We start from the raw sequence: 26,483 nt of genomic DNA, 5'->3' as shown, positions 1-26,483 counted from the left end.
ACCCACCTTGCGTTAAGCATTAACTTCGCCAGGCGCTGCCACAAGGCAGCGCCGTACTTCAACCCCATTACAGCGTCGCAGCAACCTCGTCGGAGATCTCACCGTTGTGGTAAACCTCCTGCACGTCATCGCAGTCTTCCAGCATGTCGATCAGGCGCAACAGCTTAGGCGCGGTTTCCTCATCCATATCGGCCTTGGTCGATGGGATCATGGAAACTTCTGCCGAATCGGCGGTGAAGCCGGCTGCGGTCAGCGCATCTTTCACTTCGCCGAGGTTTTCCCAGGCGGTGAAGACGTCGATAGCGCCATCGTCGTAGCTGACGATATCTTCAGCGCCGGCTTCCAGCGCCGCTTCCATCACCACGTCTTCGTCCAGGCCCGGTGCGTAAGTGATCACGCCCTTTTTGGTGAACAGATAAGCCACGGAGCCGTCGGTGCCGAGGTTACCGCCACACTTGGTGAAGGCATGACGCACTTCGGCAACAGTACGGTTGCGGTTGTCACTCAGGCACTCGATCATGACGGCAGTGCCGCCCGGGCCGTAGCCTTCATAAATGATGGTTTCCATATTGGTATCATCATCACCGCCTACACCACGCGCGATGGCACGGTTGAGGGTGTCGCGCGTCATGTTGTTGGACAGCGCCTTGTCGATCGCCGCACGCAGACGCGGGTTAGCCCCCGGATCGCCACCGCCCAGTTTCGCGGCGGTCACCAGCTCGCGAATAATTTTGGTGAAAATTTTACCGCGCTTGGAATCCTGCGCTGCTTTACGGTGCTTTGTGTTGGCCCACTTACTATGACCTGCCATAAAAAATCTCCGAAAAAAATTACTGGACTGAATTAATCACAAACTCTTCAATCGCCTGCTGATTGCTCCAGGACTTGGTCAACTTCACGGCTTCCGCCGCCTCAAGCCACTGGTAGGCGTGATGCTCGGTGATTACCGGATCGCGCTCTTCAGGCAAAGCCAGACAGAACCAGTGCTCTTTATTGCGCGTGGTTCCCGGGGCATAGCGATGTCGCAAATGGACAAAGAGTTCAAACTCCACACAGCGCTGGCAATCGAACAACGGCAGTTTCTCTGCTTCGATATCGATGCCGACTTCTTCCATGACCTCACGCCGCGCGGCATGCGGCGGCGACTCATCTTCCTCCAGGCTGCCGGTCACCGACTGCCAGAATTCGGTATCATCGCGCCGCTGTAACATCAGCACCCGACCACTGGATTTGGCATAAATCACTACCAGAATAGACTCGGGACGCTTGTAGTTCATTACTGGTTCTCTACATTTGAATCGTCAGTCGCTTTCTTTACCACGCTGATTGCCAGCTCCTGCAACGACGCAGGGTTCGCGAAGCTTGGCGCTTCGGTCATCAAGCAGGCCGCGGCGGTGGTTTTCGGGAAGGCGATCACGTCACGAATGTTGTCGGTGCCGGTCAGCAGCATCACCAGACGATCCAGGCCAAACGCCAAACCGGCGTGCGGCGGTGTGCCGTACTTCAACGCGTCCAGCAGGAAGCCAAACTTCTCGCGCTGTTCGTGTTCATTAATCCCCAGAATGCCGAACACCGTCTGCTGCATTTCGCTACGGTGAATACGCACGGAACCGCCACCCACTTCGTAGCCGTTAATCACCATGTCGTAGGCATTGGCGATAGCGTTAATTGGCGTGCTGGCCAGCTCTTCCGGGCTCATGTCGCGCGGCGCGGTGAACGGATGGTGCATCGCTGACAAACCGCCTTCGCCGTCTTCTTCGAACATCGGGAAGTCCACAACCCACAGCGGTGCCCAGCTGTCCAGCTTGGTCAGTTCCAGATCGCGGCCCAGCTTCAGACGCAGCGCGCCCATTGCATCGGTCACAATCTTGAAGCTGTCGGCGCCGAAGAACAGAATGTCGCCGCTCTGCGCGTTGGTACGCGCCAGAATCGCTTCCAGCACTTCTGCGCTGAGGAATTTAGCAATCGGGCTTTGCACGCCTTCCATGCCGGCGGCGCGGTCATTGACCTTCAGCCAGGCCAGGCCTTTGGCACCATAGATGTTAACGAAAGCGCCGTACTCGTCGATCAGCTTACGGGTCAGCTGCGCGCCGCCTGGGACACAGATCGCGGCAACGCGGCCTTTGGCATCGTTAGCCGGGCCGGAGAACACCTTGAATTCCACATCCTTCACCAGATCGGCAACGTCCACCAGCTCCAGCGGGTTACGCAGATCCGGCTTGTCCGAGCCATAGCGACGCATGGCTTCTTCGAAGGTCATCACCGGGAAGTCGCCCAGGTCTACGCCCTTCACGTCCAGCCACAGCTCACGCGCCAGTTTCTCCATCACTTCACGCACCTGATCGGCGGTCATGAAGGAAGTTTCCACGTCGATCTGGGTAAATTCAGGCTGACGGTCGGCACGCAGGTCTTCGTCGCGGAAGCATTTGACGATTTGGTAGTAGCGATCAAAACCGGACATCATCAACAGCTGTTTGAACAGCTGAGGCGACTGCGGCAACGCATAGAATTTGCCTTTATGTACGCGGCTCGGGACCAGATAGTCACGGGCGCCTTCCGGCGTGGCTTTGGTCAGCATCGGGGTTTCGATGTCGAGGAAGCCGTGGCTGTCCATAAAGCGGCGAACAAAGCTGGTAATTTTGGCGCGGGTTTTCAGGCGGTCTGCCATTTCCGGGCGACGCAGATCCAGGTAGCGGTATTTCAGGCGCGCTTCTTCGGTATTGACCTGGTTGGAGTCCAACGGCAGTGGCTCGGAGCGGTTGATAATCTCCAGAGCATGGGCGAACACTTCCACTTCGCCGGTGGCCATATCTTTATTGATTTGGCTGTCCGGACGGGCACGCACGGTGCCGACGATCTGGATGCAGAATTCATTGCGCAGGTCGTACGCCTTGTCGAACGCGGCCTTCTGGTCCGGATCGAAGAACACCTGCACGATGCCTTCGCGGTCGCGCATATCAATAAAGATCAGGCCGCCCAGATCGCGACGACGGTTGACCCAACCACACAGAGTGACTTCCTGGCCCACGTGGGACAGATTCAACTGCCCGCAATATTCAGTACGCATACGCTATCCTTTTGGCTTAAGCCGATGCCGCGCGGGCTTTTGGCGCCTGCCACGCGGCTGTTTTCTGATGAACTCTACTTATTACCCGGTTTGAAGTCGGTTGCATACCAACCGGTACCCTTTAACTGGAAACCGGTGGAAGAAATCAGCTTGGTTAACGCGGGCTGCCTACACGCCGGACAATCCGTCAGCGGCGCATCGGAAAATTTTTGCAACTTCTCTAACCGGTGGCTGCAAGCACCGCATGCATATTCATAAATCGGCATAGGTCGTTGGAGTAAAGTGAGTTGAAAAAAGGCGATCATTATAAAGGAAATTCATGCGCCAGATAAGTGCGAACACAGCTTTGTTGCAGCACTAAATGACGTGTTTTTCACCGAAGTAACACATTGATTAACAAATTTCCCATTAACCGGTGATGCTTTTTTCACGTAGCCTGAATCGATGCTTGTTTAGCGCGCTATCTAAGCTGCGCGTATTTCATCCACCTTGTCACGAGATATTTCCATGTTGAAACTTGATGCTCAAACCACCGCCCTGGTGTTAATCGATTTGCAAAACGGCATCCTGCCCTTCGCCGGTGGCCCACACAGCGCCGCCAGCGTGGTGGCCAATGGCGCGCAGTTGGCGGCACATTTCCGTTCGCTGGGAGCGCCGGTGATCCTGGTACGCGTCGGCTGGTCCGACTCCTTCGCCGAAGCGCTGAAACAGCCGGTGGACAAGCCGTCTCCCGCCCCTGCCGGCGGCTTGCCTGCCAACTGGTGGGAATTCCCGGAATCCCTGGCGGTGAGCGACCGCGACATTCTGGTGACCAAGCGCCAATGGGGTGCGTTTTACGGCACCGATCTTGACTTGCAACTGCGTCGCCGCGGCATTAAATCGGTGGTGTTGGGCGGTATCTCCACCAACATTGGCGTGGAATCCACGGCTCGCGCCGCCTGGGAACACGGCTACGAATTAGTGATAGCCGAAGATTTGTGCAGTGCGCAAAATGCGGAAATGCACCAGTTTGCTTTCGACAATATCTTCCCGCGGCTGGCACGTGTTCGCAGCACCAGTGAAATTGTTGCCGCACTCGACCAGTAACGCTAACTTGTAGGGGCGCCGTATGCTGCGCCCACCTTTGACTGGCAGGGAAAATTAATTAAGGAAGATGCAAGCTTGATGTATATCGGACTCCCACAGTGGCAACACCCGGCCTGGAATCGTATCGGCCTGCGCGATCTGGCGGATTACAGCCGCTATTTTAACTGCGTGGAAGGCAATACCACCTTCTACGCGTTGCCCAAACTGGAAATAGTCCAGCGCTGGCGCGATATGACCACCGATGATTTTCGCTTCTGTTTCAAGTTCCCCGCCACCATCAGCCATCAGGCCGCGCTGCGTAACTGCGCCGCCGACCTGCAGGCATTTTACCACTGCCTGGGCCCGGTGCATCAGCGCATAGGCCAGCTGTGGCTGCAATTACCGGCGGCGTTCGGCCCGGCGGAATTACCGGCGATGTGGCAGTTTTTCGACGCTTTGCCGAAAGAATTCACCTACGGCGTAGAGGTGCGGCATCCGGCGTTTTTCGATAAGGGTGAAGAAGAGCGGCTGCTGAATCAGGGGTTACATCAACGGGGTATCAACCGGGTTATCCTCGACAGCCGGCCGGTGCATCACGCCCTTCCCAACAGCGCCGCCGTGCGCGATGCCCAGCAGAAAAAACCCAAGCTGCCGGTGCATGCTCTGGTCACCGCCAACAACCCGCTGGTGCGTTTCATCGGCGGCGATGTGCTGCAAGATAACCTGCGCTGGTTCGACGCCTGGCAGCAGAAACTGCCCCTTTGGCAGCAAAAACACTGCCCTTATCTGTTTATACATACGCCGGATAACGGCGACTCGCCCCAGCAGGCACAGAAAATCTGGCAGCAACTGCATCAGGCTATTCCGAATTTACCCCTGCCCCCGGACTGGCCTGAGCAGGATGCGCTGTTTTGACCGATTAATCTGACCAATTACATCAGATTTTTCCTCGCGACAGTGATTGCAATGGCGGCTATGATGCTGGCTGCCAGTTTTGGTTAGGGAATGGAGTTAAAAATGGTAAGCGCGCTTTATGTAGTGCTCGGCGCATTGTTGTTGATCAAACTCTCTTATGACGTGGTTAGGTTAAGGATGCAATACCGTGTCGCCTACGGGGACGGCGGTTTCTATGAGCTGCAAACTGCAATCCGCGTTCACGGCAATGCCGTAGAATACATTCCTATCGCCACAGTGCTGTTGGTGATCATGGAGATGAACGGCGCTGAAATATGGATGATCCATATTTGTGGTCTGATGCTGATGGCCGGCCGTTTGGTGCATTACTACGGTCTGCGTAACCGCGAGGTGCGCTGGCGTCGTTCGGGCATGGCGGCCACCTACATTTCGTTAGTGTTAATGGTGCTGGCCAATATTTTCTATCTTCCCTGGGATCTTATTTTTAGCCTGCATTAATCTCCAGCTCGTCCTCAGGCGGCTACGCCGCCTGCTTCCGCTGCGCTTTCTCGCCATTATCTGTTAGAATACGCCCCTTCGAATTCTGAACTGATTTTCCGCTATGCCAAACCGCGATACTCTTTTTTCTGCCCCGATCGCCAAATTGGGCGACTGGACCTTCGACGAACGCGTCGCTGAAGTGTTCCCGGACATGATCCAGCGCTCCGTTCCCGGCTATTCCAATATCATTTCCATGATTGGCATGCTGGCCGAGCGTTTCGTGCAGCCCGACAGCCAGGTTTACGACCTGGGATGTTCACTGGGCGCAGCCACGCTGTCGATGCGGCGGAATATCAAGGTGCCGGGTTGCAACATCATCGCCGTCGACAACTCTCCGGCCATGGTCGAACGCTGCCGCCGTCATATTGATGCCTTCCGCGCCGACACCCCGGTAGAAGTTATTGAAGCCGATATCCTTGATATCAACATCGAAAACGCCTCGATGGTGGTCCTGAACTTTACCCTGCAATTCCTGGAACCCGCCGACCGCCTGCGCCTGCTGGAACAGGTTTACCGCGGCCTGCGCCCTGGCGGCGCGCTGGTGTTGTCGGAAAAGTTCAGCTTTGAAGATGCCGATGTCGGTGAGCTGTTGTTCAACATGCATCACGATTTCAAACGTGCCAACGGGTACAGCGAGCTGGAAATCAGCCAAAAACGCAGCATGCTGGAAAACGTCATGCTGACCGACTCCGTGGACGCCCACAAGGCGCGCTTGAAACAGGCCGGTTTTGAGCATGCGGAAGTCTGGTTCCAGTGTTTTAACTTCGGTTCACTGATCGCGTTGAAAGCGGGAGCCGCAGCATGATTGAGTTTGGTGATTTTTATCAACGCATCGCGAAAAGCAATCTCAGCCACTGGCTGGATACCCTGCCGGCACAGCTCAGCGCCTGGCAACGCGAATCGCTGCACGGCAAGTTCAAGCAGTGGTTTAATTCGGTTGAACATCTGCCGGAACTGACGCCGACCCACCTTGATTTGCTGCACGGCGTACGCGCCGAGATGGAACCCCGCCTGTCGCCTGGCCAGTTGGAAGGCATCGAAAAGATGCTGCGCACCATGATGCCGTGGCGCAAAGGTCCGTTCTCGCTGTACGGTATTGATATCGATACCGAATGGCATTCCGACTGGAAATGGGATCGCGTATTGCCGCACATTTCACCGCTGGCTGGCCGCACCATTCTGGACGTCGGCTGCGGCAGCGGTTATCACCTGTGGCGCATGGTTGGCGCCGGTGCGCATCTGGCGGTAGGCATAGATCCGATGCAGCTTTTCCTGTGCCAGTTCGAAGCGGTGCGCAAGCTGCTGGGTGGCGATCAGCGCGCCCATGTGTTGCCGCTAGGCATTGAGCAACTGCCTGAACTGGCGGCGTTCGATACGGTGTTTTCGATGGGCGTGCTGTACCACCGCCGTTCGCCGTTGGACCATTTGTATCAGTTGAAAAACCAGTTGGTTTCCGAAGGTGAGCTGGTATTGGAAACGTTGGTGGTGGAAGGCGATCGCCATCAGGTTCTGGTGCCGGGCGATCGTTACGCGCAAATGCGTAACGTTTACTTTATTCCGTCAGCCGAAGCATTGAAATGCTGGCTGGAGAAGTGTGGCTTCGTCGACGTTAAAATCGCCGACATGTGCGTCACCAGTACCGAAGAGCAACGCCGTACCGATTGGATGACCAGCGAATCACTGGCTGAATTCCTCGATCCGCAAGACCCGAGCAAAACCGTCGAAGGCTACCCCGCGCCCTTGCGCGCCGTACTGGTAGCCAAGAAGCCCTAAAGCAAAAAACGTCATCACCTCGCACCCATCGGGGTGATGACGTTACATCCGTTATTTTCGCCAGGCCTCCAGCAAGTCCTTTTCCAGCACGCCGCTGGATTTACATTCAAAAGGTTTCACTTTGTCATTGCCATCCGCGGTCGTCAGCCCGGCAATGCCGTTGACCTGCACCTTAACGTGACTTCCCTCCCCGGCGCTGTAAATCTGCACCAGAATTCGGTATTCCTCCGTCAGATTCGACGGGGTCGCCTGGTCGGTACAATCCAGATAAAGCCCCGCCAGTTCGGATTCGCTCCCGGCAGCCCCGATAACGCCAAGGCGACTGTCGGCCAACGTCGGGGTTATCCCTTTCGCGCTTAAAATGGCGAGGGTTCGCGTGAACAGCTCATCCGGCTTTCTGTTGCCGATCAGGCTGCCGTCATCGGCTGCAGGGGGAACGGATGCATCACCTGTCGTGCCCTCGGCGGGTTGATTACCGGTTTTTGTCGGCCCATACACCGACACGCAGCCTGTCAGCATCAGCAATGCAATAGCGGTTAGTTGTCTCATCTTTATTCACCTGTAATACAAAGAGGCACAGGCGCTTAAACAACAAATCAGCGATAAAATCATCAGATAACGCATGCCACTCTCCTTAGCGGTAATAAGCTGCGACGCAGCCGGACAATGCAAGACAGGTCATCAACAACAAAATCAAATAACACTTCATGACTCCTCCATAACCGTACAAATCCCTGTGTTTTATCCAACCATACGAGCTGGCTGACGACAGAGGTTATTGCACTTATTGTGGTGCTGTCATTGGACGCCATCAGTGCCAGCACTGGCAGGACAAGGCCGTGGGGGGAAATAAAAAAGCCCCGGTAGGAAAACCGGGGCTTGCGGGTTAGCAATGCGCTTTAGGCGCTTTGCGCGAAAGGATCAACCAGGGCCAGCGAGCTTTTCATCGCTTCTACCATGTCGCCGTCTACGCAATAGTGGCTGAACTCGTCAAACTCACTGTCTGAACACATGGTGACACCGGCTTTGCGATAGCGCATGGTCGAAGGCACCGCATGACCGGAGGAGCTGTGCAGCTCCTGAATACCGATATCGACAAACTTGTGCAGGTTGCTGAGCCGTACGCCGGCACCGGCCATAATGACCGGCCCCTGGCTGGCCTGCACCAGGTCGCGCAGCAAGGGCAACCCCAATTCCGCATTTTGCTGCTGGCCCGAGGTGAGTATTCTCGCCACGCCCAACTGGGTCAGTTGATCGAGCGCCACCAGCGGATTTTGGCACATGTCGAAAGCACGGTGGAACGTCACCGCCATATTACCGCTCAAACGCATCACTTCTTGCATGCGCGGCAGATCGATATGCCCTTCTTCATCCAGCATGCCCACCACCACACCGGCAAAGCCCATATCGCGGATCTGGGCGATATCATGCTTAATCACGTCAAAATCCACCGCGCCGTAGCAAAAATCCCCGCCGCGCGGACGAACAATAGGATGCACCGGCACGCTGACTCTGTCGCGCGCCAGGCGTAAAGAACCGTAGCTCGGTGTCAAACCTCCCTCACTTTGGCTGGCGCACAGTTCTATGCGATCGGCTCCTGCCCGCTCGGCCGTCAGCGCACAATCGACGCTATAGCAGCAAACTTCCAGTTTAATCATTGTCCCCCCCAGATGACGGCTAACTTGCGACGGCCATTGTTAATTTTTCAATTTCTCACGTAGGCTCATAGTAACCATAAGCCAGCTCAGGGTAATAACTATGGCATTCAATTTTGATCTGTGGGTAGACCGCAGTCACAGTGACAGCGTTAAGTGGGATAAATATCGTGGACGCGACATTATTCCGCTCTGGGTCGCCGATACCGACTTCCCGTCACCGCCGGCGATTATCGATGCCTTGCAGCAGCGCGTTGCGCATGCCGTGTTCGGCTACGGTCATCCCTCCCCTGAGCTGATTGAGGTTTTTACCCACCGTATGCTAGAGCGCTACGGCTGGCGTATCAATCCCGAATGGCTGGTTTTCCTGCCTGGCCTGGTTTGCGGCCTGAATTTATGCGTGCGGGCTTTTACCGCCGAGGGAGAAGGCACGCTGGCTCCCTCACTTATCTATCCACCGTTTCGCAAAGCAGCGAAATTTGCCGGCCGCACGCAGCTACCGGTGCCGTTGGTGCTGCAGGACCGGCGCTGGCTATTGGATTTCAGCGCTGTCGAAGCGCAACTCAGCGGTGCAGAGAGATTATTGATGCTGTGCAACCCGCAAAACCCGGGCGGCACCGTCTACCGCAGGCAGGAACTGTTGCAACAGCATCAGTTTGCCAAAAACCATAATCTGGTTGTTTGTTCGGATGAAATTCATTGCGACCTGTTGCTTGAACCGGGTTGTGAACACATCCCCTTCGCCACGTTGAATGAGGATGCCGCCCAGCGCAGCGTCACGCTGATGTCGCCGTCGAAAACTTTCAATATCGCCGGTCTCGGTGCCTCAATGGCGATTATTCCCAACCCGGAGCTGCGCAAGAAGCTGGTCCGGGCGCGCAGCGGCATTGTGCCGGAGGTGGACGTGCTCGCATTGGTTGCCGCACAGGCCGCTTACCAACATGGGCAAGAGTGGCTGGACGCGTTGTTGATCTATCTGCGCGCCAACCGTGATTGGGTGACCGAACGTATTAATGCCATGCCCGGCCTGACGTTGCAGCCTGTCGAAGCCACCTATCTGGCCTGGATTGATTGCAGCCAGCTGCCGGTCGATAACCCGCACGCCTTCTTTGAGCAGGCCGGCGTAGGGTTAAGCCCGGGTCTGGATTTTGGCAACCGGCGCTTTGTCCGGTTGAATTTTGGTTGTCGGCGCGAACTGCTCAGCCAGGCGCTAGACCGCATGCAGCTGGCCACCCGCTCGCTGCAGCCCAATTAACCCTGTTCGCTGGCGACAATATCTCTGATGGAATAAGGATGGAATTTGATCGTCACGGTGCCGTCGGTGATCGCCAGCGTTGGGTTCGGCAAACGTTCGCCTTCCCCTTTAGGTGAACTTTGTTTCAGTTTGATGCCCGGCGCCAGCAGCGCTTCATCCGGCAAGTGGGCCAACGCACGCGCATAAAGCGTGGCCGGTTCGCCGCTAAGCACCAACTCTACGTGTTCCCAACCTTCGTGCGGGTAGCGCTTGTCACCGGGATAAGGCAGCTCCACGCAGTCGATCAGCCAAGGTCCCATCTTGAGCGGTTGCTGGAGATCAAACAGGCAAATCGGACGGCCATTAATCATCGCCTCTGACAGCAGTGAACCACACTGCTGTAACCCCAGTCGCCAGCGTTCAGCGGTAGTGTTTTGATGGCAACGCAGCGAAACGTGGTCTGCCGTGAACTGGGACAGATCCAGACACAGTTTTTCGGCAAACTGGCTCAGCGCCCGCTCAAAACGCGGCAGATCCAGCGCTAAATCGTGAAGTTCGGCAATGGCCGGGAAGCTAGTCATAGGGTCCTCGAAACAACAAAAGCGGTTTTCAGGGGGGTAATTTACACGCCTGAGACGTTGCTATCCACCCGGCCGGTTCAGGAAACTGAAATTTTTAACCGCAATGTGCAAAAGGGTGCGCCCCCTCCCGCGAAGCCCTTCCAAAGTACGTAATAAATATTAACGCAGACGCTATTACCGCACCAATTGACACCCGCCAGAATCCAATTTCAGATGAAAGTTAACGCATAAGTTTATAGCTTTTTCTTATGACTGATGGATTGAGAATGCTACTAACTTATTAAGCCTGATAATTCTCCTATTTCGGCATTCATATATGCTTAAAAAATAGTTAACGCCAGCGTAGAAAAAAGACCATGAAAATAATACCACTAAGATACAGCATAATTAACATACTGTTTTAAAATGATTTACTTTATATCAAGCATGAGAATCCTCCTAAACGCTTCGTGGGTAATTGCGTGAAAATATCAATTGGGCTACTTTAGTGAAAATTGACCCAGAGACTATCCATTATGTTCCTTTTAATAATATCCCTGTTATTAGTGATTATTGCTGCCTATGCGATATACCGTCACTTCAAATCGCGTCGTAATAATACGCTGGACGCTGGGCGCAGAAACAAAAAACACTGAGTTTGCTATTTGATTTTTCCATCAGCCTATTCTTTTTGCTCGTCTGAATTATCCGCTTCGTGACCCATCCTCTTCGCCCCTTGGTGGGCCAGACACAACGCAATGCCTTATCACGCCGACTTTCACCTTCCCCCGAGCCAACTGCTGACGTGCCCCATCAGATCGGTTACAATTACAGGCTGTTTTGTGGTGGGTCGGCGTGTTGACGCAAGGCCAGTAAAACCACCTTTGAATCCCGCAGGGGCATGGCATACGGCCCCTCGTTCGTCATTAAGGTAACCCGGTGAATATTCAGGTTCTTCTTTCAGATAAAGTCAGCCAGGCGCTGATTGCCGCAGGCGCGCCAGCCGATTGCGAAGCGCAGGTCCGTCAATCCGCAAAAGCGCAGTTTGGCGACTATCAGGCCAATGGCGTGATGTCCGTTGCCAAGAAACTCGGCATGCCGCCACGCCAGTTGGCAGAAAAAGTGGTGCAACTGCTTGATCTCGGCGACGTCGCCAGCAAAGTGGAAATCGCCGGTCCCGGCTTTATCAATATCTTCCTGAACAGCGACTGGGTCGCGCAGCAAACTGATTTGGTGCTTGGCGCGCCAAAACTGGGTATTGCCCCCGTCAAACCGCAAACCATCGTGATTGACTACTCGGCGCCCAACGTGGCGAAAGAAATGCACGTCGGCCACCTGCGCTCCACCATTATCGGTGACGCTGCGGCACGTACTCAGGAGTTCCTGGGGCATAAAGTGATCCGCGCCAACCACGTTGGCGACTGGGGCACCCAGTTCGGCATGCTGATTGCCTATCTGGAAAAAATGCAGAACGAAAACGCCAGCGATATGGGCCTGTCCGATCTGGAACAGTTCTATCGTGAAGCAAAGAAACACTATGATGAGGACGCCGAGTTCGCCGAACGCGCCCGTGCCTACGTGGTAAAACTGCAAGGCGGCGATCAATACTGCCTGAAGATGTGGCGCAAGCTGGTCGACATCACCATGGCACAAAACCAGCTGACCTATAACCGTCTGAACGTCACACTCACCGAAGACGACGTAATGGGTGAAAGCCTGTACAACGCGATGCTGCCGGGTATCGTGGCCGATCTCAAGGCCAAGGGGCTGGCGGTGGAAAGCGAAGGCGCCACCGTGGTATTCCTCGACGAATACAAGAATAAAGACGGCGAACCTATGGGCGTCATCATCCAGAAAAAAGATGGCGGCTACCTGTACACCACCACCGACATCGCCTGCGCAAAATACCGTTATGAAACGCTGGGTGCCGATCGCGTGCTCTATTACATCGACTCCCGTCAGCATCAGCATTTAATGCAGGCCTGGACCATCGTGCGCAAAGCCGGTTATATCCCGGACAGCCTCTCGCTGGAGCACCACATGTTCGGCATGATGCTGGGTAAAGACGGCAAGCCGTTCAAAACCCGTTCAGGCGGCACGGTGAAATTGTCCGATCTGCTGGATGAAGCGGTTGATCGTGCAGGCAAACTGATCGCCGAGAAAAACCCGGACATGCCGGCAGAAGAGATGCAGAATCTGGCTAACGCCGTGGGCATCGGGGCGGTAAAATACGCCGACCTGTCAAAAAGTCGTACCACCGACTATATCTTCGACTGGGACAACATGCTGGCGTTTGAAGGCAATACCGCGCCTTATATGCAGTATGCTTATACCCGCGTGGCCTCCGTATTCAAACGTGCCGGTGTCGACGAAAGCAATCTGACCCTGCCGCTGGTGATGACCGAAGAGCGCGAGATTGCGCTGGCGACCCGCCTGTTGCAGTTTGAAGAAGTGATCACCACCGTGGCGCGCGAGGGTACTCCGCACGTGATGTGTAGCTACCTGTACGATCTTGCGGGCCTGTTCTCCGGCTTCTACGAGCACTGCCAGATCCTGAATGCAGACAGCGAAGAAGCACGTCAGAGCCGCCTGAAACTGGCACTGTTAACCGCCAAAACGCTGAAAATCGGTCTGGATACGCTGGGTATCGAAACCGTCGAGCGTATGTAAGCCGCTGGCTTAAAACGAGAAAGGGTCGCCGAGGCGACCCTTTTTTATGCTCTGACGGCGGCAAAAACCGTTTAGGCCACCCGCCGGGCGAAATCACGCGGACGGAAGCCCAACCCGGCCAATACGCCAAAGTAAGCCACCACGCCAGCAACCACTACCACTGCCAAACGCAGCAACCGAGCCAACATATTCCCCTGATCCCAGGCCGGCATCAGCCACATTACGCCAACCAGCACCACCGACATCACGATCACCGCAATCACCAGCTTGGTCAGAAATAACGCCCAACCCGGCTGCGGGTGGAAAATCCTCTGCTTGCGCAACTGCCAATACAGCAGCGAAGCGTTAATGCAGGCTCCCAGACCAATCGACAGCGAAAGCCCGGCATGCTTTAACGGACCGATAAACATCAGGTTCATCACCTGGGTTAAAATCAGCGTGATAATGGCAATCTTAACCGGCGTTTTAATATCCTGACGCGAATAGAACCCCGGCGCCAGCACCTTCACGACGATCAGCCCCATCAGCCCTACCGAATAGGCCACCAGCGCACGCTGGGTCATGGCGGCATCGAAGGCGTTGAACTTGCCGTACTGGAACAAAGAGACGGTCAGCGGTTTGGCCAAAATGCCCAGAGCGATGGCGCTCGGCAACGCCAGCAGGAAGCACAGGCGCAGCCCCCAATCCATCAAACGCGAATATTCATCGTGGTTGCCGCTGGAAAAACTTTTCGCCAGCGACGGCAACAGGATGGTTCCCAGCGCTACGCCCAGCACGCCGGAGGGAAACTCCATCAGGCGGTCGGCATAGTACATCCAGGACACCGATCCGGAGACCAGGAAAGAGGCGAAAATGGTATTGATGATCAGTGAGATCTGGCTGACCGAGACGCCGAAAATGGCCGGACCCATCTGACGCATCACTCGCCATACGCCGGCGTCGCCCAGCTTGAGGCGCGGCAGCACCAGCATGCCGATCTTCTTCAGATGCGGGAGCTGATAACCCAACTGCAGCACGCCGCCCACGACGACCGCCCAGGCCAGCGCCATCACCGGTGGGTTGAAGTAAGGTGCGGCAAACAGCGCAAAGCCAATCATGCTGACGTTAAGCAACGTCGGCGCAAACGCCGGGATCGAAAAACGGTTCCAGGTATTGAGGATTGACCCCACCAATGACGCCAGCGAGATCAGCAGAATATACGGAAAGGTCACCCGCAGCAGTGACGAGGTCAACGCGAATTTGTCCGGTGAATCGACAAAGCCCGGCGCGGTAATGTAAATCACCCATGGGGCGGCCAGCATCCCCAACACCGTCACCACGGCCAACACCAGCGTCAGCAGTCCGGAAACGTAAGCGATAAAGGTACGCGTGGCCTCTTCTCCCTGCTGGCTTTTGTATTCGGCCAGGATCGGGACAAAGGCTTGCGAAAAGGCCCCTTCGGCAAAGATGCGCCGCAGCAGGTTAGGCAGTTTGAACGCCACGAAGAAGGCGTCCGTTGCCATACCGGCACCAAATACCCGCGCCACGATGGCGTCACGGGCAAAGCCCAGCACCCGTGAAAACATCGTCATAGAGCTGACGGCTGCCAGTGATTTTAGTAGGTTCATGTGGTTTTTCTGATGTGCCCTGTAAATGTCGACGCCTGCATCAGCAGGCGTCAGTAAAACTATCGGCTAAGTTTACCCTTACGTCGCAGAATAGCTACTCTCATATGTTACATGGAGTTATGTTACAAATTGGCATCTCGCAACAGGCGTTCAATCACCCGCTGGGCTGCGATTGCCTGCTCTCCGGCGGTGTCCGGCAGCGTTTGGTTACTGACGGAGGCCAGGAAATGGCGGATCGCGCCGTCAAAACCGCGCTGTGCCAGCGTGGTTTGCCAGCCGGGAGCAGGTTGTTCCAGCACGCCCTGCGAGTCTTCCCGCAGCCACTGACGCATATCGTTCAACTGATAAACCGCGCCGTCCGTCACCGCCTGAACGCTTTCACGCTGGCTGCCAGCCCGACGATGCATGCTGGTGGTCACCAGCGTTTCTCCGCATTCAAAATGATGTTCGGCATAAACCAACTCACCGGCATCGTTAGTCCGCAGGCTGCCGCTGAGCAATTGCCCTGCGTTTCCACCCAACCACAGTGCGGTGTCCACCACGTGCAGATAATCGTCCAACAGGGTAAAGCGCGCATCGTTAGGTCCGACGCTGTCGGCACGGTGCTTATCCATGCGAATCGACGCCGGTTGCTGCATGTCCTGCTTCAACTGACGGTACAGCGGTGCAAAGCGACGGTTAAACCCGACCATCAGCGCCTTGCCCTGTTTTTCAGCCAGGGCCAGTAGCTGTTCGCCCTGCTCCACGTTCTCCGCCAACGGTTTGTCGACATAAACGTGAACGCCATATCGCAACAACTCGCCAATCACCTGAAAATGGCTGGCGGTGCTGCTGTGAACGAACACTGCGTCACACTGCTGCGCCAGGCTGTCGAGCCTCGAAAAACAGGCCATGCGATAGCTGTCGCAAATGGGCTGTGCCTTTTGCTGATTCGGAGAGAAACCGCCGACTAACGTCCAGTCTGCCGCCTGGCTGAGGATCGGCAGATAAGCCTTTTGCGCGATACCGCCCAACCCCACCACGCCAACGCGTAATTTATTCATGCGATCCCCGCTCCAATAACGCCTGCACCTGCTGTTTAAGCTGCGCCACTTCGTTTTCCAGCGCATTCACGCGCTCGTGCAAATCGCTGTCATTGGCCGGCGATGCTTCCGCAGGAGCCTCGTCAATCTGGCCGCTGAACAAATGCATAAATCGACTTTCACGCTTGCCCGGCTCCCGCGCCAGCCGCACCACAAAGGGGCCATCCTCACGCGCACTCAGCTGCGCCAGCACCTGCTCCACTTCGGTAACATCATTAAATTCATGCATGCGGTTGGTTCGGGTGCGCAATTCCCCAGGGGTTTGCGCGCCACGCAGCAGTAAAGTGGCGATCACCGCCAATTCAGCGGCGCTCAGCTTGAGCTGACCAAACTCTGAATTGCAAAAACGCTGTTCATATTTGACCACCCGATTGCCGAAACCGCTTAGGGTGCGCAGAAAGTGTTTCTTTAACAGCAGATCCAGCACCTGCTGGACTTCGTTTTCAGCAAGATCCATCACCGGTTCGCGGTTGGTTTTCTGATTACAGGCCAGAGCGATGGCGTTGAGGGAAAGGGGATACTGGTCCGGGGTGGTGACCTGCTTTTCCAGCAGGCAGCCAATCACCCTGGCCTCTTTGGCGCTTAATTCGTATTTCATTATTTTGCCTCAGCGTGGCGGTAGCCATTCTTTATTGGTTAAAGCCGTCAGTACGTGATCCTGCCACTGCCCGTCGATCAGCAGATAGTCCTTGGCATAGCCTTCACGTTCGAATCCCAGGCGGGTCAGCAACGCGCCGCTGCGCTGATTGTGCGGCATATAGTTGGCCATGATGCGGTGCATACGCTGCTGACGCAGCATATAGCGGATGGCGGACTGCAGCGCTTCAAACATCAACCCCTGGCCCTGCCATTTCTCGGCCAGTGAATACCCGAGGAAACAGGCATGGAATGAGCCACGCAGCACATTGCTGAAGTTGGCCACGCCGCGCACCTCATTTTCTTCCGGATCGAGCAGGATAAAATAGTAGGCACTGCCCTGCTTTTGCATTTCGGTGATCATCCCCAGCCGCGCCTGCCAGCCGGAAGGATAACAATGGCTTTCATCCCGAACCGGTTCCCAGGGCTTAAGGAAGCTTCGGTTTTCGGCATAGTATTCCGCCAGCCGGTAAGCATCGCGTTCATGAACTAAACGGACAACCAGCCGATCGGTGGTCAGGCGTACTTTTGGTGATGCAGAGCGGTAGCCAAACATCATTTCCCCCGCGGTCAGAACGGTTCGATAAGAAGTATTTATTGGGCGCACGTTTGGACAATAATCCGGCGACGAACCTATTCTGAGCCACTATTTCTCAATCCTCGGCGCAGAACCGCACTTACCCTCATTTAATATAACCGCAGCCTGCCCCGGAGGTAAAACCCCGGCAGCTCAGTAAATAAGCGATTAGTCATTTTAGGACTATTTTCGTGTTGTTTTGCCGCGCAGGTAACGTATTGACGATAAAAAAATATTATCTATCCCGCCCCTATCGGCAATACGGGATTGGGTACACACTAGAGCGGTCGCACTCCTCTCCCTCTTAATTGCTCGTGGTGAAGCATGTCTCTGGTATCGCAAGCTCGGAGCTTGGGTAAATATTTTCTATTACTCGATAATCTGTTGGTGGTTTTAGGCTTTTTTGTGGTCTTCCCGCTTATTTCGATTCGCTTTGTCGATCAGCTTGGCTGGGCGGCGGTGGTGGTCGGCGCAGCGCTGGGGTTACGGCAGTTAATCCAGCAAGGCCTGGGGATCTTCGGCGGCGCAATAGCCGACCGATTCGGCGCCAAACCGATGATTGTCACCGGCATGCTGATGCGCGCAGCAGGCTTCGCCACCATGGCGATGGCCGACCAACCCTGGATACTGTGGTTCTCCTGTGCCCTTTCCGCCCTCGGCGGCACGCTGTTTGACCCGCCGCGTACCGCATTGGTGATTAAGCTTACCCGCCCGCACGAGCGCGGCCGTTTTTACTCGCTGCTGATGATGCAAGACAGCGCCGGGGCGGTCATCGGCGCCCTGATCGGCAGTTGGCTGCTGCAATATGATTTCCACTTTGTCTGCTGGGTCGGCGCGGGTATTTTCGTGTTGGCGGCGGGTTGGAACGTCTGGCTGCTGCCGGCATACCGAATTTCTACCGTTCGCGCCCCCATGAAAGAAGGCATGATGCGCGTACTGCGAGATCGCCGTTTCCTGACCTATGTGCTGACCCTGACCGGTTACTACATGTTGTCGGTACAGGTGATGTTGATGCTGCCGATCGTGGTCAATGAAATCGCTGGCTCACCGGCGGCGGTGAAATGGATGTATGCCATTGAGGCCGCGCTGTCATTGTCGCTGCTCTACCCGCTGGCGCGCTGGAGCGAAAAACGCTTTCGCCTGGAGCAACGCCTGATGGCCGGGCTGTTGCTGATGACCCTCAGCCTGATCCCGGTCGGGCTGGCCACTAGCCTTCAGGGCGTATTTACCCTGATTTGCTGCTTCTATCTCGGCTCCATCATCGCCGAACCGGCGCGTGAAACCCTCAGCGCTTCGCTGGCGGATCCACGCGCACGCGGCAGTTATATGGGATTCAGCCGGCTTGGTCTGGCGCTGGGCGGCGCTGTGGGTTACACCGGCGGCGGTTGGATGTACGACACCGGCCATGCGGTAGGCATGCCGGAACTGCCCTGGATACTGCTGGGCATCGTGGGGCTGATAACCCTGTTCGCCCTTTATTGGCAGTTCAATCCGCGCAGCATCGCATCGGAGGTGCTGCCCGGCGGCTGAGATTTTTCTCTAAGTTGCCAGAAAATCAGCCGAATTACCCACAGCTGCTATCCTGATAGTAAAAACATAAACGGGAGAAGTTGGCGATGAGTGACGAAGACAAATTACCGCAGCTGTTGGAACACATGGTACTGAACCTGCGCATGATCTACGCGCGCTCAACATTGGTGGAAAAAGCGCTGGCCCACGTCATCGCTGACAATGCCGCTTTAAAGAGCGACATCATCAAACAGCTGCAGATAGTCAACGCCAGCAATGAGCGTGATAAAATCGATTTGGAAGAAGCACGCATGCATTTGATAGAAGTGATCAATTCCGTTCCGACAAAAAAATAATCCCTGCTTTGGCCCGCACAGTCTGTACGGGCCAGACAACAATTACGCACCTTCCAGCAAGAACTTTTCGCGACAGCCTCAGTATGCTGTGATAACTATTGCTGTTAAAACCTGACAACCGGAGCAAGCATGAAACTGTTTATCTACGATCATTGCCCATTCTGCGTTAAAGCCCGCATGATTTTCGGCCTGAAAAAACTGCCCGTCCGCCTGGTCACCCTGCTCAACGACGATGAAGCGACGCCTGTCGGCATGATTGGCAAAAAAATGGCGCCGATTTTACAAAAGGATGACGGCAGCTATCTTCCGGAAAGCATGGATATCGTGCACTACGTTGATAACCTCGACGGCAAGCCACTGCTGACCGGTAAAACCAACCCGGCGATCGCCGACTGGCTGCAACGGGTCGGAGGTTACAGCATCAATCTACTGCTGCCGCGCTTTGCCAATGCCGACTTCGAAGAGTTCGCCACTGACAGTGCACGCCAGTACTTTAGCGACAAAAAGCAGGCCTCAATTGGGGATTTTTCCGAGCACCTTGCCGACAGCGCCGATCTGATTGCCCAACTGGAGGGCGACCTGCAGACCCTTTCCGGCCTCGTCGTCTCTGCAGACGCGGTGAATGGCTCGCTGTCGGAAGACGATATCCATCTGTTCCCCTTGTTGCGATCGCTGTCGATCGTCGCCGGACTGACGCTGCCGGAAAACGTGGAAGCCTATCGCAACCGTATGGCGCAACGCAGTGACGTCCCACTGCTGTTCGATATGGAACAGTAGCTCCGCGATAAGGATATAGCGCGCAAATGTTGAAAATGGTGCTGGTCACTGCCCGCGATCGGGCAAGGCTGAAAGAAATCTCCGCCGTGCTGATCCGTTATGGATTGCAGGATGTGATTCGTCTGCTGGGGCTGAGCAGCCTGTTGAGCGGTGGTGATGGCGGCAGCGAGCAGCAAGACGGCCAAACGTTGCCGCAGCGTCTGCGTGCGGCGCTGGAAGCCTTGGGGCCGACCTTTGTCAAATTCGGCCAGATCCTGGCGACCCGTTCAGATCTGTTGGACTCAAGCTGGACCGACGAACTTGACCGTCTGCACAGCCAGGCAAGCACCCTTTCGTGGGAGCAACTGGCACCGCAGATGCGGGCAGACTTGAAGGGTGATCCGCACAGTCTGTTCGCCGAATTTGACGAAACGCCGCTGGCCGCTGCTTCGATGGCACAGATCTACCGCGCCCGCCTGCACAGCGGCGAAGCGGTAGTGATCAAGGTGTTACGTCCCGGCCTGGCCAAAACCATTCAGGCCGACCTGCGCCTGCTGACCTATCTGGCGGAAACCGTGGAGCAACAGAGCCCGGCGCTGGCCCGTTATCGTCCGCGGCAGATGGTCAGAGCCCTGGCAACCGCGCTGACTCATGAACTGGACCTGACTCACGAGGGCAACAACTGCGAACGGGTCGCCCAACAGTTTGCCCAGCAGCCCAATGTGGTCATCCCCAAGATTTACTGGCAATGGTCGTCCCAACGCCTGCTGGTACAGGAATTTCTGCCGGGTATCGCACCGGAAAATCCACAGCAACTGGCAGCGGCAGGATTAGATGGCCCCTTGCTCGCAAGACATGGCGCACAGGCCTTTATGAAAATGGTGCTGGAGCACCGTCTTTATCATGCCGATCCTCATCCGGGTAACGTAATGGCGTTAGCGGATAATCGCGTCGGTTTTATCGATTTCGGTATGGTCGGCCAGCTTTCCGAACGGCGACGTAATCAATTGCTGCTGTTGCTGCAGGCCATCGCCGAGCGAGAATCCGCTGGCATCGTCAACACCTTGATCGCCTGGTCGGACAGCGATCCTTTGGATCTGTTGGATTTGGAGCTGGCGGCGCAAAACTTTCTCGATAAGCAGTCTTCCTCCACTCTCACGCTGGGCAAGGCGCTGACCGATTTGTTGGTGATGGTACGTGAACATCAGTTGGCACTGCCGCCGGACCTGGTGTTGCTGTTCAAGGCGTTAATCACGGCCGACGGCGTGCTGCATCGGCTGGATCCCCATTTCGATATCATCGCCACCCTGAAACCTATGCTGCAACAGGTGATGCTGCAGCGTTATACCCCGGAGGCGGTGCGTCGGCGCATGCTGGCGTTGGGCGGTGAGGCACTGGATGCCAGTGAAGAGCTGCCGCAAACCTTACGCCTGCTGATGCGCCGCCTCAAAGGCGGGAAAATCAGCGCCGATATTAACGTCAAAAACATCGATCAGTTGAGCAAGGCGCTGGAACGGGCTGCCCTCACCCTGGCCATCGCCATTGTCACCGCCGCCTTCGCACTGGGCCTGGCCCCTTATCTGATGCACTCCTCGCTGCGGTTGTGGGGCATTCCGCTGTTTCCGGCGCTGGGAGCCCTCGCTTGCCTGGGCGGCGTCTTGCTGCTGGTGCTGCGACTGCGGCGCTGAACAGTTTCAGCGTTATCCGATAGGTAGCCAGGCATTTCGCGCGCACTATCCCCCTGTTTGCTGACATCAACGGTTTCCTTCGCAGTCAGCGAGCGTTTATAATGATAAATCAATTATCTGCAGCATTTTCGTTGGCAGTAGCTATGAGGCACAAATGAAAAAGATCCTGATGGGCGCAGCCGCCCTGCTGTTCGCCGGCGCATTAGTCGGCTGCAATCAGCTGACCCAGTACACGCTCAGCGAGCAGGAAGTGAATGATTACCTGCAAAAGCACAACGATTACCAGAAGCAGATCGGCGTGCCGGGGCTGTTGGACGCCAATATCGTGCTGACTCAGTTACAGAGCCAAATTGGGCGAAGCGAACCGGGCAAGGTTACCCTTTCCGGCGATGCGAAAGTGAACATCACCTCCATTCTCGGCCCGCAGACTGCGGACCTGAAGCTGACGCTGAAGGCGCAACCGGTGTATGACCGTGAGCAAGGCGCGGTGTTCCTCAAAGACATGGAGTTGACCGACTACAGCGTGCAGCCGGAGAAAATGCAGACGGTGATGAAGGCCCTGACCCCTTACCTGAATCAGTCGCTGAAATCCTATTTCGACCAAAAACCGGCCTATGTGCTGAACCCGGATAACAGTAAAACGGAAGCCATGGCCAAGAAGTTGGCTAAAGGGTTGGAAGTGAAGCCAGGTGAACTGGTTATTCCGTTTACGGACTGATACTGACGCTCAAAAACAAAAAGCCCGCTGTTAAGGCGGGCTAGATATTTTTCAGACGTTAATGCGCCGGAAAACGGTGAAATTATTGTGGTTCGCTGTAGGTGATTTTACCGGCGTTGCAGTCGAGGGTGACATTGTAGGTTTTATCCATTTTGGTGCCGCGTACCGTTAACGGCACCTGCCATACCGCGTCCTTGCCGGTAATCGCCTCCGGACTGATCCAGGCTATCGGGGTGGCCGTCCCCAACAGTTTTTTATCCGATTCCCAGCGCGTGATGCGGTTCTGCAGGTAATCGCGTTTCACCTGAGCGGCGACGTCTGCCGGTTGTAACCCTGCACACTGCGCCACTTTTGCACTACGTTGCTCCTGCGCCTGCACCGTGGTGGTAAAACCTACCGTGGCCAACAGTGCTACGGCCAAACTCAGTCCCGTTGCTTTCATATTCCCTCCAGTTGTGATTTACGCTATCCGCGGGCGCCAGCCCTTGGCTCACAACTGGTCTGGCAAAAGATCAGCGTTTGACGAAGGTGATGACAAACAGCTCATCGAGCCCCGGATAGATTTCCTTGATCACCTGCTTCAGTTCGCTGAGCGACATGTTTTCTTGCTGGGCGTGCTGCTCGGTTAACGCATCCAAACGCACCGGCGTAACCGACAACACTTCAATCATGCAGAAGAAAACACCGTCTTCATTGCGGCTAACGCGTAAAACCTCACCGGGTTGAAAGTGAGACTCACTGACGTCCCGGATGGTGATGGTCTTGCGCCCGGCCAAAATGTCTTGCTCAAAGCGAGTGAAGAAAGTTATTTCACGGCTCATTCTAGATCCTTTTTCATCACATTACCGCAACATAAGTCATTATGCTGCCTGCTTTTCTGACGCAGATCCCTCTTTTGAGGTAGCAGCAGGTTTTTCCGATTTCACTTTGGCCGTTTTCTTCGGTGTTTCAGTCGGTGTCGCTCCGCGCAAAATCTGCCCCAGAACGTCTTTGTTTTCCGCCAGGAAGAAGCTCAGGCCTTCTCGCTGTTCGTCATCCAGCTCAAGCGGAGCCTGCTGCAGCCACTCACCGAGGCTGTCGGCCAGATCCAGCATTTTGTCGTAAGCGTCGGCTTCTTTCTTGGTCGCGAAAGTCATCTTTTCCTCACCGTTTCTCACCACCACATATTTAACTTCAACCGCCATGTGTGCATTCCTCAAAGGTTAGAATACTGTATTTATATACAGTATAAGGTGATTTTACGCAGGGATGCAAGCGCACCCCTGACGCGACTTATTTCAACAACCGCACCTTGCAGTTCTTACCCTTGATTTTGCCTTGCTGCAGCTGCTGCAGTGCCTTGCGCGCGCTGGCCTTGCGGATCGCCACGTAGGCATGTACCGGGAACATGTCGATTTTACCGACTTCTGCCGCCGTCAACCCAGCCTCGCCGGTCAGTGCGCCGAGAATATCGCCGGGGCGGATTTTGGCTTTACGCCCGCCGTCGATGCACAGGGTGACCATTTCGGCTTCCAGCGTGGTATTTCCTGCACCGCTTAACTCGGATACCGGGGCCCAGTTAACTCTGATCTGCAGATACTCTTCAATCGCATGCGCGCGCGTCATTTCTTGTGGCGTACACAGGCTGATCGCCAGGCCGCTCAAACCGGCACGGCCGGTACGACCTATGCGGTGCACGTGCACTTCCGGATCGAACGCCAGCTCGTAGTTGACCACCAACTCCAGCTCTTTAATATCCAGACCGCGCGCAGCAACGTCAGTCGCCACCAGCACACGGCAGCTGCGGTTGGCAAAACGCACCAGCACCTGGTCGCGATCGCGCTGTTCCAGATCGCCATGCAGCGCCAGGACATTAATGCCGCGCGCTTCCAGCGCTTCATACACGCTCTGGCAATCGCGTTTGGTGTTGCAGAACACCACGCAAGAAGAAGGTTGGTAATGACGGATCGCCGACACCAATACCGCCGGGCGTTGATCGCGGGTCGTTTCGTAGAAACGTTGTTCGATGGTGGTTTGCTCTTCACCGTCGTCCACTTCCACATTCAACGGATCGCGCTGCACGCGAGCGCTGATACGTTCGATCCCGCTCGGATAGGTTGCGGAGAACAGCAGCGTCTGACGTTGCGGCGGCGTGTAACTGATCACATCGTCGATATCGTCGGCAAAGCCCATATCCAACATGCGATCGGCTTCGTCCAGCACCAGCACTTTCAGCTCATCCAACACCAGCGTTTTCTTGCGCAGGTGTTCCTGAATACGCCCCGGCGTACCCACCACGATATGCGGCGCATGCACCAGCGAATCGAGCTGTGGCCCCATCGGTTGGCCCCCGCACAGGGTCAGAATTTTGATGTTCTGGGTGAAGCGCGCCAGACGACGCAATTCCTTACTGACCTGATCCGCCAGCTCACGCGTCGGGCACAGGATCAGCGCCTGGGCCGCCACTTGGGAAACGTTGATTTTGTCCAGCAGGCCAATGCCGAACGCCGCCGTTTTACCGCTGCCGGTTTTTGCTTTGGCACGTACGTCCTGCCCTTTCAGGATGGCGGGCAGTGCAGCAGCCTGCACCGGTGTCATTTCGGCATACCCCAGTTCGTTGAGGTTGGCCAACTGTTCGGCTGGCAGCGGCAGGGAAGAAAAAGAAACTGTGCTCACGGCGATAACTCTTATATGGCAAATGGAATGGCGGCGCGCCCACGGCGGCACCGAATCAACCGCAGATGATAACAGAGATAGTCAGGATTACGGATTTCATGCATAAAAAAAGCCGCCAGCCGGGGTTTTAATCCAGAAACCGACAACGCGTTTGCCGCCGGCTGCACACGCAATCGTTTTCGTATATACTGCTCGCCCACAATCAGACCGCGTTACTCTCCACAGATCCAGGTACGAGACTATGTTAACTATTGGAACCGCCCTGCGCCCCTCCGCCACCCGCGTTATGCTGCTCGGCTCCGGCGAGCTGGGTAAAGAAGTTGCCATCGAATGCCAGCGTTTGGGGCTGGAAGTGATTGCCGTAGATCGTTACGCCAACGCCCCGGCCATGCACGTGGCCCATCGCAGCCACGTTATTAACATGCTGGACGGCAACGCACTGAAAGCCGTGATTGAACAGGAACGCCCTGACTATATCGTGCCGGAGATTGAAGCTATCGCCACCGGCATGCTGGTTGAGCTGGAGCAGCAAGGGCACCGCGTGGTGCCGTGCGCAGAAGCGACGCGCCTGACCATGAACCGCGAAGGCATCCGTCGCCTGGCGGCAGAAACCCTCGGTCTGCCGACCTCCAGCTACCGTTTTGCCGACGGTGAAGATGCCTTCCGTCAGGCCGTCGACGAAATCGGCTATCCGTGCATAATCAAACCTGTCATGAGTTCTTCCGGCAAGGGCCAAAGCCTGATCCGCAGCCCGGAACAGCTGAAAACCGCCTGGGATTACGCTCAACAGGGTGGCCGTGCCGGCGGGGGGCGGGTGATTGTCGAAGGCCTGGTGAAGTTCGATTTTGAAATCACTCTGCTGACCATCAGCGCCGTCGATGGCGTACATTTCTGCGCACCGATCGGACATCGTCAGGAAGACGGGGATTACCGCGAATCCTGGCAGCCGCAGCAGATGAGCGAACTGGCGCTCAGCCGCGCGCAGGCAATTGCGGAAAACGTGGTGAAGGCGCTGGGTGGTTTTGGCCTGTTCGGCGTCGAACTGTTTGTCTGTGGTGATGAAGTGATTTTCAGCGAGGTTTCACCGCGCCCGCACGATACCGGCATGGTGACCCTGATTTCACAAGACCTGTCTGAATTTGCGCTGCATGTGCGTGCCTTCCTCGGTCTGCCGATTGGCGCGATCCGTCAGTTCGGCCCTTCTGCCTCGGCGGTGATCCTGCCACAGCTTACCAGCAGCGACCTGCGTTTCAGCGGGCTGGATCGAGCACTGACCGGTCACAATCAGCTACGTTTGTTCGGCAAGCCGGAAATTGAAGGTCAACGTCGGATGGGCGTCGCGCTGGCGACAGCTGAAAATATCGAGTTGGCGGTAGAGTCGGCCAAGCAGGCCGCCGCTGCGGTGGTCATTGAAGGTTAA

The 26,483-nt window shown here is 55.8% G+C and carries 28 protein-coding genes; 13 read left to right on the top strand and 15 right to left on the bottom strand.

Annotation, left to right across the window (positions count from 1 at the left end; translation table 11 throughout):
- Positions 1 to 67 precede the first annotated feature (67 nt).
- From H5P17_RS06725 to H5P17_RS06710, 4 genes are all read right to left on the bottom strand, one after another.
- Positions 68 to 811: a YebC/PmpR family DNA-binding transcriptional regulator gene (locus H5P17_RS06725; protein WP_182822024.1), complete on the bottom strand. Its 744-nt coding sequence runs from the start codon at positions 809 to 811 to the stop codon at positions 68 to 70.
- A 19-nt stretch (positions 812 to 830) separates the two neighbouring features.
- Positions 831 to 1,277 carry a dihydroneopterin triphosphate diphosphatase gene (nudB, locus tag H5P17_RS06720; protein WP_020827265.1) on the bottom strand — a complete coding sequence of 149 codons (447 nt, stop codon included), beginning with the start codon at positions 1,275 to 1,277 and terminating at the stop codon, positions 831 to 833.
- The gene (gene aspS / locus H5P17_RS06715) at positions 1,277 to 3,067 is read right to left on the bottom strand and encodes an aspartate--tRNA ligase (RefSeq protein WP_182822023.1); all 1,791 of its coding nucleotides are present in this window, start codon (positions 3,065 to 3,067) and stop codon (positions 1,277 to 1,279) included. The genes nudB and aspS overlap by 1 nt, the downstream gene beginning before the upstream one ends.
- Before the next feature lie 74 nt (positions 3,068 to 3,141).
- Positions 3,142 to 3,333, bottom strand: coding sequence for an FmdB family zinc ribbon protein (locus tag H5P17_RS06710; RefSeq protein WP_044552971.1), 192 nt, complete (start codon positions 3,331 to 3,333; stop codon positions 3,142 to 3,144).
- A gap of 241 nt (positions 3,334 to 3,574) precedes the next feature.
- Between H5P17_RS06710 and H5P17_RS06705 the strand changes: the two genes are divergently transcribed.
- From H5P17_RS06705 to cmoB, 5 genes are all read left to right on the top strand, one after another.
- Positions 3,575 to 4,153 (top strand): hydrolase, encoded by a 579-nt coding sequence (locus H5P17_RS06705; protein WP_182822021.1) that lies wholly within the window; start codon positions 3,575 to 3,577, stop codon positions 4,151 to 4,153.
- Between the two features lie 78 nt (positions 4,154 to 4,231).
- Positions 4,232 to 5,047 carry a DUF72 domain-containing protein gene (locus tag H5P17_RS06700; RefSeq protein WP_182822019.1) on the top strand — a complete coding sequence of 272 codons (816 nt, stop codon included), beginning with the start codon at positions 4,232 to 4,234 and terminating at the stop codon, positions 5,045 to 5,047.
- A 102-nt stretch (positions 5,048 to 5,149) separates the two neighbouring features.
- Positions 5,150 to 5,545, top strand: a complete 396-nt coding sequence (locus H5P17_RS06695) for an MAPEG family protein (protein ID WP_044551845.1) — start codon at positions 5,150 to 5,152, stop codon at positions 5,543 to 5,545.
- Positions 5,546 to 5,648: 103 nt separating this feature from the next.
- Positions 5,649 to 6,392: a carboxy-S-adenosyl-L-methionine synthase CmoA gene (gene cmoA, locus H5P17_RS06690; protein WP_182822018.1), complete on the top strand. Its 744-nt coding sequence runs from the start codon at positions 5,649 to 5,651 to the stop codon at positions 6,390 to 6,392.
- The gene (cmoB, locus tag H5P17_RS06685; protein ID WP_182822016.1) at positions 6,389 to 7,360 is read left to right on the top strand and encodes a tRNA 5-methoxyuridine(34)/uridine 5-oxyacetic acid(34) synthase CmoB; all 972 of its coding nucleotides are present in this window, start codon (positions 6,389 to 6,391) and stop codon (positions 7,358 to 7,360) included. Before cmoA ends, cmoB begins: the two co-directional genes overlap by 4 nt.
- Positions 7,361 to 7,411: 51 nt before the next feature.
- Here the strand turns inward: cmoB and H5P17_RS06680 are convergent, their stop codons facing one another.
- Both H5P17_RS06680 and cutC read right to left on the bottom strand, forming a co-directional pair.
- Positions 7,412 to 7,909, bottom strand: coding sequence for a hypothetical protein (locus H5P17_RS06680; RefSeq protein WP_182822014.1), 498 nt, complete (start codon positions 7,907 to 7,909; stop codon positions 7,412 to 7,414).
- A gap of 350 nt (positions 7,910 to 8,259) precedes the next feature.
- The gene (gene cutC / locus H5P17_RS06675; RefSeq protein ID WP_182822012.1) at positions 8,260 to 9,018 is read right to left on the bottom strand and encodes a copper homeostasis protein CutC; all 759 of its coding nucleotides are present in this window, start codon (positions 9,016 to 9,018) and stop codon (positions 8,260 to 8,262) included.
- Positions 9,019 to 9,118: 100 nt separating this feature from the next.
- Between cutC and H5P17_RS06670 the strand changes: the two genes are divergently transcribed.
- Positions 9,119 to 10,270 carry a MalY/PatB family protein gene (locus tag H5P17_RS06670; RefSeq protein WP_182822010.1) on the top strand — a complete coding sequence of 384 codons (1,152 nt, stop codon included), beginning with the start codon at positions 9,119 to 9,121 and terminating at the stop codon, positions 10,268 to 10,270.
- Here the strand turns inward: H5P17_RS06670 and H5P17_RS06665 are convergent.
- Positions 10,267 to 10,830, bottom strand: a complete 564-nt coding sequence (locus H5P17_RS06665; protein ID WP_182822008.1) for a VOC family protein — start codon at positions 10,828 to 10,830, stop codon at positions 10,267 to 10,269. The two genes, H5P17_RS06670 and H5P17_RS06665, sit on opposite strands and share 4 nt — an antisense overlap.
- Positions 10,831 to 11,748: 918 nt before the next feature.
- Between H5P17_RS06665 and argS the strand changes: the two genes are divergently transcribed.
- Complete coding sequence (argS, locus tag H5P17_RS06660) at positions 11,749 to 13,479, top strand: arginine--tRNA ligase (protein ID WP_044551858.1); 1,731 nt, start codon at positions 11,749 to 11,751, stop codon at positions 13,477 to 13,479.
- A gap of 71 nt (positions 13,480 to 13,550) precedes the next feature.
- Here argS and murJ read toward each other — a convergent pair whose 3' ends face one another.
- From murJ to rimJ, 4 genes are all read right to left on the bottom strand, one after another.
- A complete protein-coding gene (murJ, locus tag H5P17_RS06655; protein ID WP_182822006.1) occupies positions 13,551 to 15,086 on the bottom strand; it encodes a murein biosynthesis integral membrane protein MurJ in 1,536 nt (511 codons plus the stop codon).
- 122 nt (positions 15,087 to 15,208) lie between these two features.
- Positions 15,209 to 16,129 (bottom strand): Gfo/Idh/MocA family protein, encoded by a 921-nt coding sequence (locus H5P17_RS06650; RefSeq protein ID WP_255477862.1) that lies wholly within the window; start codon positions 16,127 to 16,129, stop codon positions 15,209 to 15,211.
- Positions 16,122 to 16,766, bottom strand: a complete 645-nt coding sequence (locus H5P17_RS06645) for a YceH family protein (RefSeq protein ID WP_182822004.1) — start codon at positions 16,764 to 16,766, stop codon at positions 16,122 to 16,124. Before H5P17_RS06645 ends, H5P17_RS06650 begins: the two co-directional genes overlap by 8 nt.
- A gap of 9 nt (positions 16,767 to 16,775) precedes the next feature.
- Positions 16,776 to 17,360: a ribosomal protein S5-alanine N-acetyltransferase gene (gene rimJ, locus H5P17_RS06640; protein ID WP_153860958.1), complete on the bottom strand. Its 585-nt coding sequence runs from the start codon at positions 17,358 to 17,360 to the stop codon at positions 16,776 to 16,778.
- Positions 17,361 to 17,705: 345 nt separating this feature from the next.
- On the opposite strand from rimJ, the gene mdtH reads away from it, so the two are divergent.
- The 5 genes from mdtH (at position 17,706) to H5P17_RS06615 (ending at position 22,408) form a co-directional block, all read left to right on the top strand.
- Positions 17,706 to 18,911 carry a multidrug efflux MFS transporter MdtH gene (gene mdtH / locus H5P17_RS06635; protein ID WP_182822002.1) on the top strand — a complete coding sequence of 402 codons (1,206 nt, stop codon included), beginning with the start codon at positions 17,706 to 17,708 and terminating at the stop codon, positions 18,909 to 18,911.
- An 86-nt stretch (positions 18,912 to 18,997) separates the two neighbouring features.
- Positions 18,998 to 19,246 carry a hypothetical protein gene (locus tag H5P17_RS06630; protein ID WP_044551868.1) on the top strand — a complete coding sequence of 83 codons (249 nt, stop codon included), beginning with the start codon at positions 18,998 to 19,000 and terminating at the stop codon, positions 19,244 to 19,246.
- A 129-nt stretch (positions 19,247 to 19,375) separates the two neighbouring features.
- Positions 19,376 to 20,023, top strand: coding sequence for a glutaredoxin 2 (gene grxB, locus H5P17_RS06625; protein WP_182822000.1), 648 nt, complete (start codon positions 19,376 to 19,378; stop codon positions 20,021 to 20,023).
- A gap of 26 nt (positions 20,024 to 20,049) precedes the next feature.
- A complete protein-coding gene (locus tag H5P17_RS06620; protein WP_182821997.1) occupies positions 20,050 to 21,690 on the top strand; it encodes an AarF/ABC1/UbiB kinase family protein in 1,641 nt (546 codons plus the stop codon).
- Positions 21,691 to 21,844: 154 nt separating this feature from the next.
- On the top strand, positions 21,845 to 22,408 hold the full coding sequence (locus H5P17_RS06615; RefSeq protein WP_044551874.1) for a lipoprotein: 564 nt from the start codon (positions 21,845 to 21,847) through the stop codon (positions 22,406 to 22,408).
- An 82-nt stretch (positions 22,409 to 22,490) separates the two neighbouring features.
- On the opposite strand, the gene yebF is transcribed toward H5P17_RS06615, so the two are convergent.
- The 4 genes from yebF to dbpA form a co-directional block, all read right to left on the bottom strand.
- Entirely contained in the window at positions 22,491 to 22,850 is a 360-nt protein-coding gene (gene yebF / locus H5P17_RS06610; protein ID WP_044551875.1) for a protein YebF, read from the bottom strand.
- A 70-nt stretch (positions 22,851 to 22,920) separates the two neighbouring features.
- The gene (gene yqfB, locus H5P17_RS06605; protein ID WP_182821995.1) at positions 22,921 to 23,229 is read right to left on the bottom strand and encodes a N(4)-acetylcytidine aminohydrolase; all 309 of its coding nucleotides are present in this window, start codon (positions 23,227 to 23,229) and stop codon (positions 22,921 to 22,923) included.
- 39 nt (positions 23,230 to 23,268) lie between these two features.
- Complete coding sequence (locus H5P17_RS06600; protein WP_182821993.1) at positions 23,269 to 23,592, bottom strand: YebG family protein; 324 nt, start codon at positions 23,590 to 23,592, stop codon at positions 23,269 to 23,271.
- 88 nt (positions 23,593 to 23,680) lie between these two features.
- Positions 23,681 to 25,063 carry an ATP-dependent RNA helicase DbpA gene (dbpA, locus tag H5P17_RS06595; protein ID WP_182821991.1) on the bottom strand — a complete coding sequence of 461 codons (1,383 nt, stop codon included), beginning with the start codon at positions 25,061 to 25,063 and terminating at the stop codon, positions 23,681 to 23,683.
- Between the two features lie 241 nt (positions 25,064 to 25,304).
- Between dbpA and purT the strand changes: the two genes are divergently transcribed.
- Positions 25,305 to 26,483, top strand: coding sequence for a formate-dependent phosphoribosylglycinamide formyltransferase (gene purT / locus H5P17_RS06590; protein WP_182821989.1), 1,179 nt, complete (start codon positions 25,305 to 25,307; stop codon positions 26,481 to 26,483).

Origin of the sequence: Serratia sp. OS31, assembly GCF_014164835.1 — a bacterium.
In the GTDB taxonomy this organism is placed as follows: domain Bacteria; phylum Pseudomonadota; class Gammaproteobacteria; order Enterobacterales; family Enterobacteriaceae; genus Serratia; species Serratia liquefaciens_A.
Note: the sequence above shows the minus strand (reverse complement) of the source record. Positions and strands in the feature narration are given on the sequence as shown.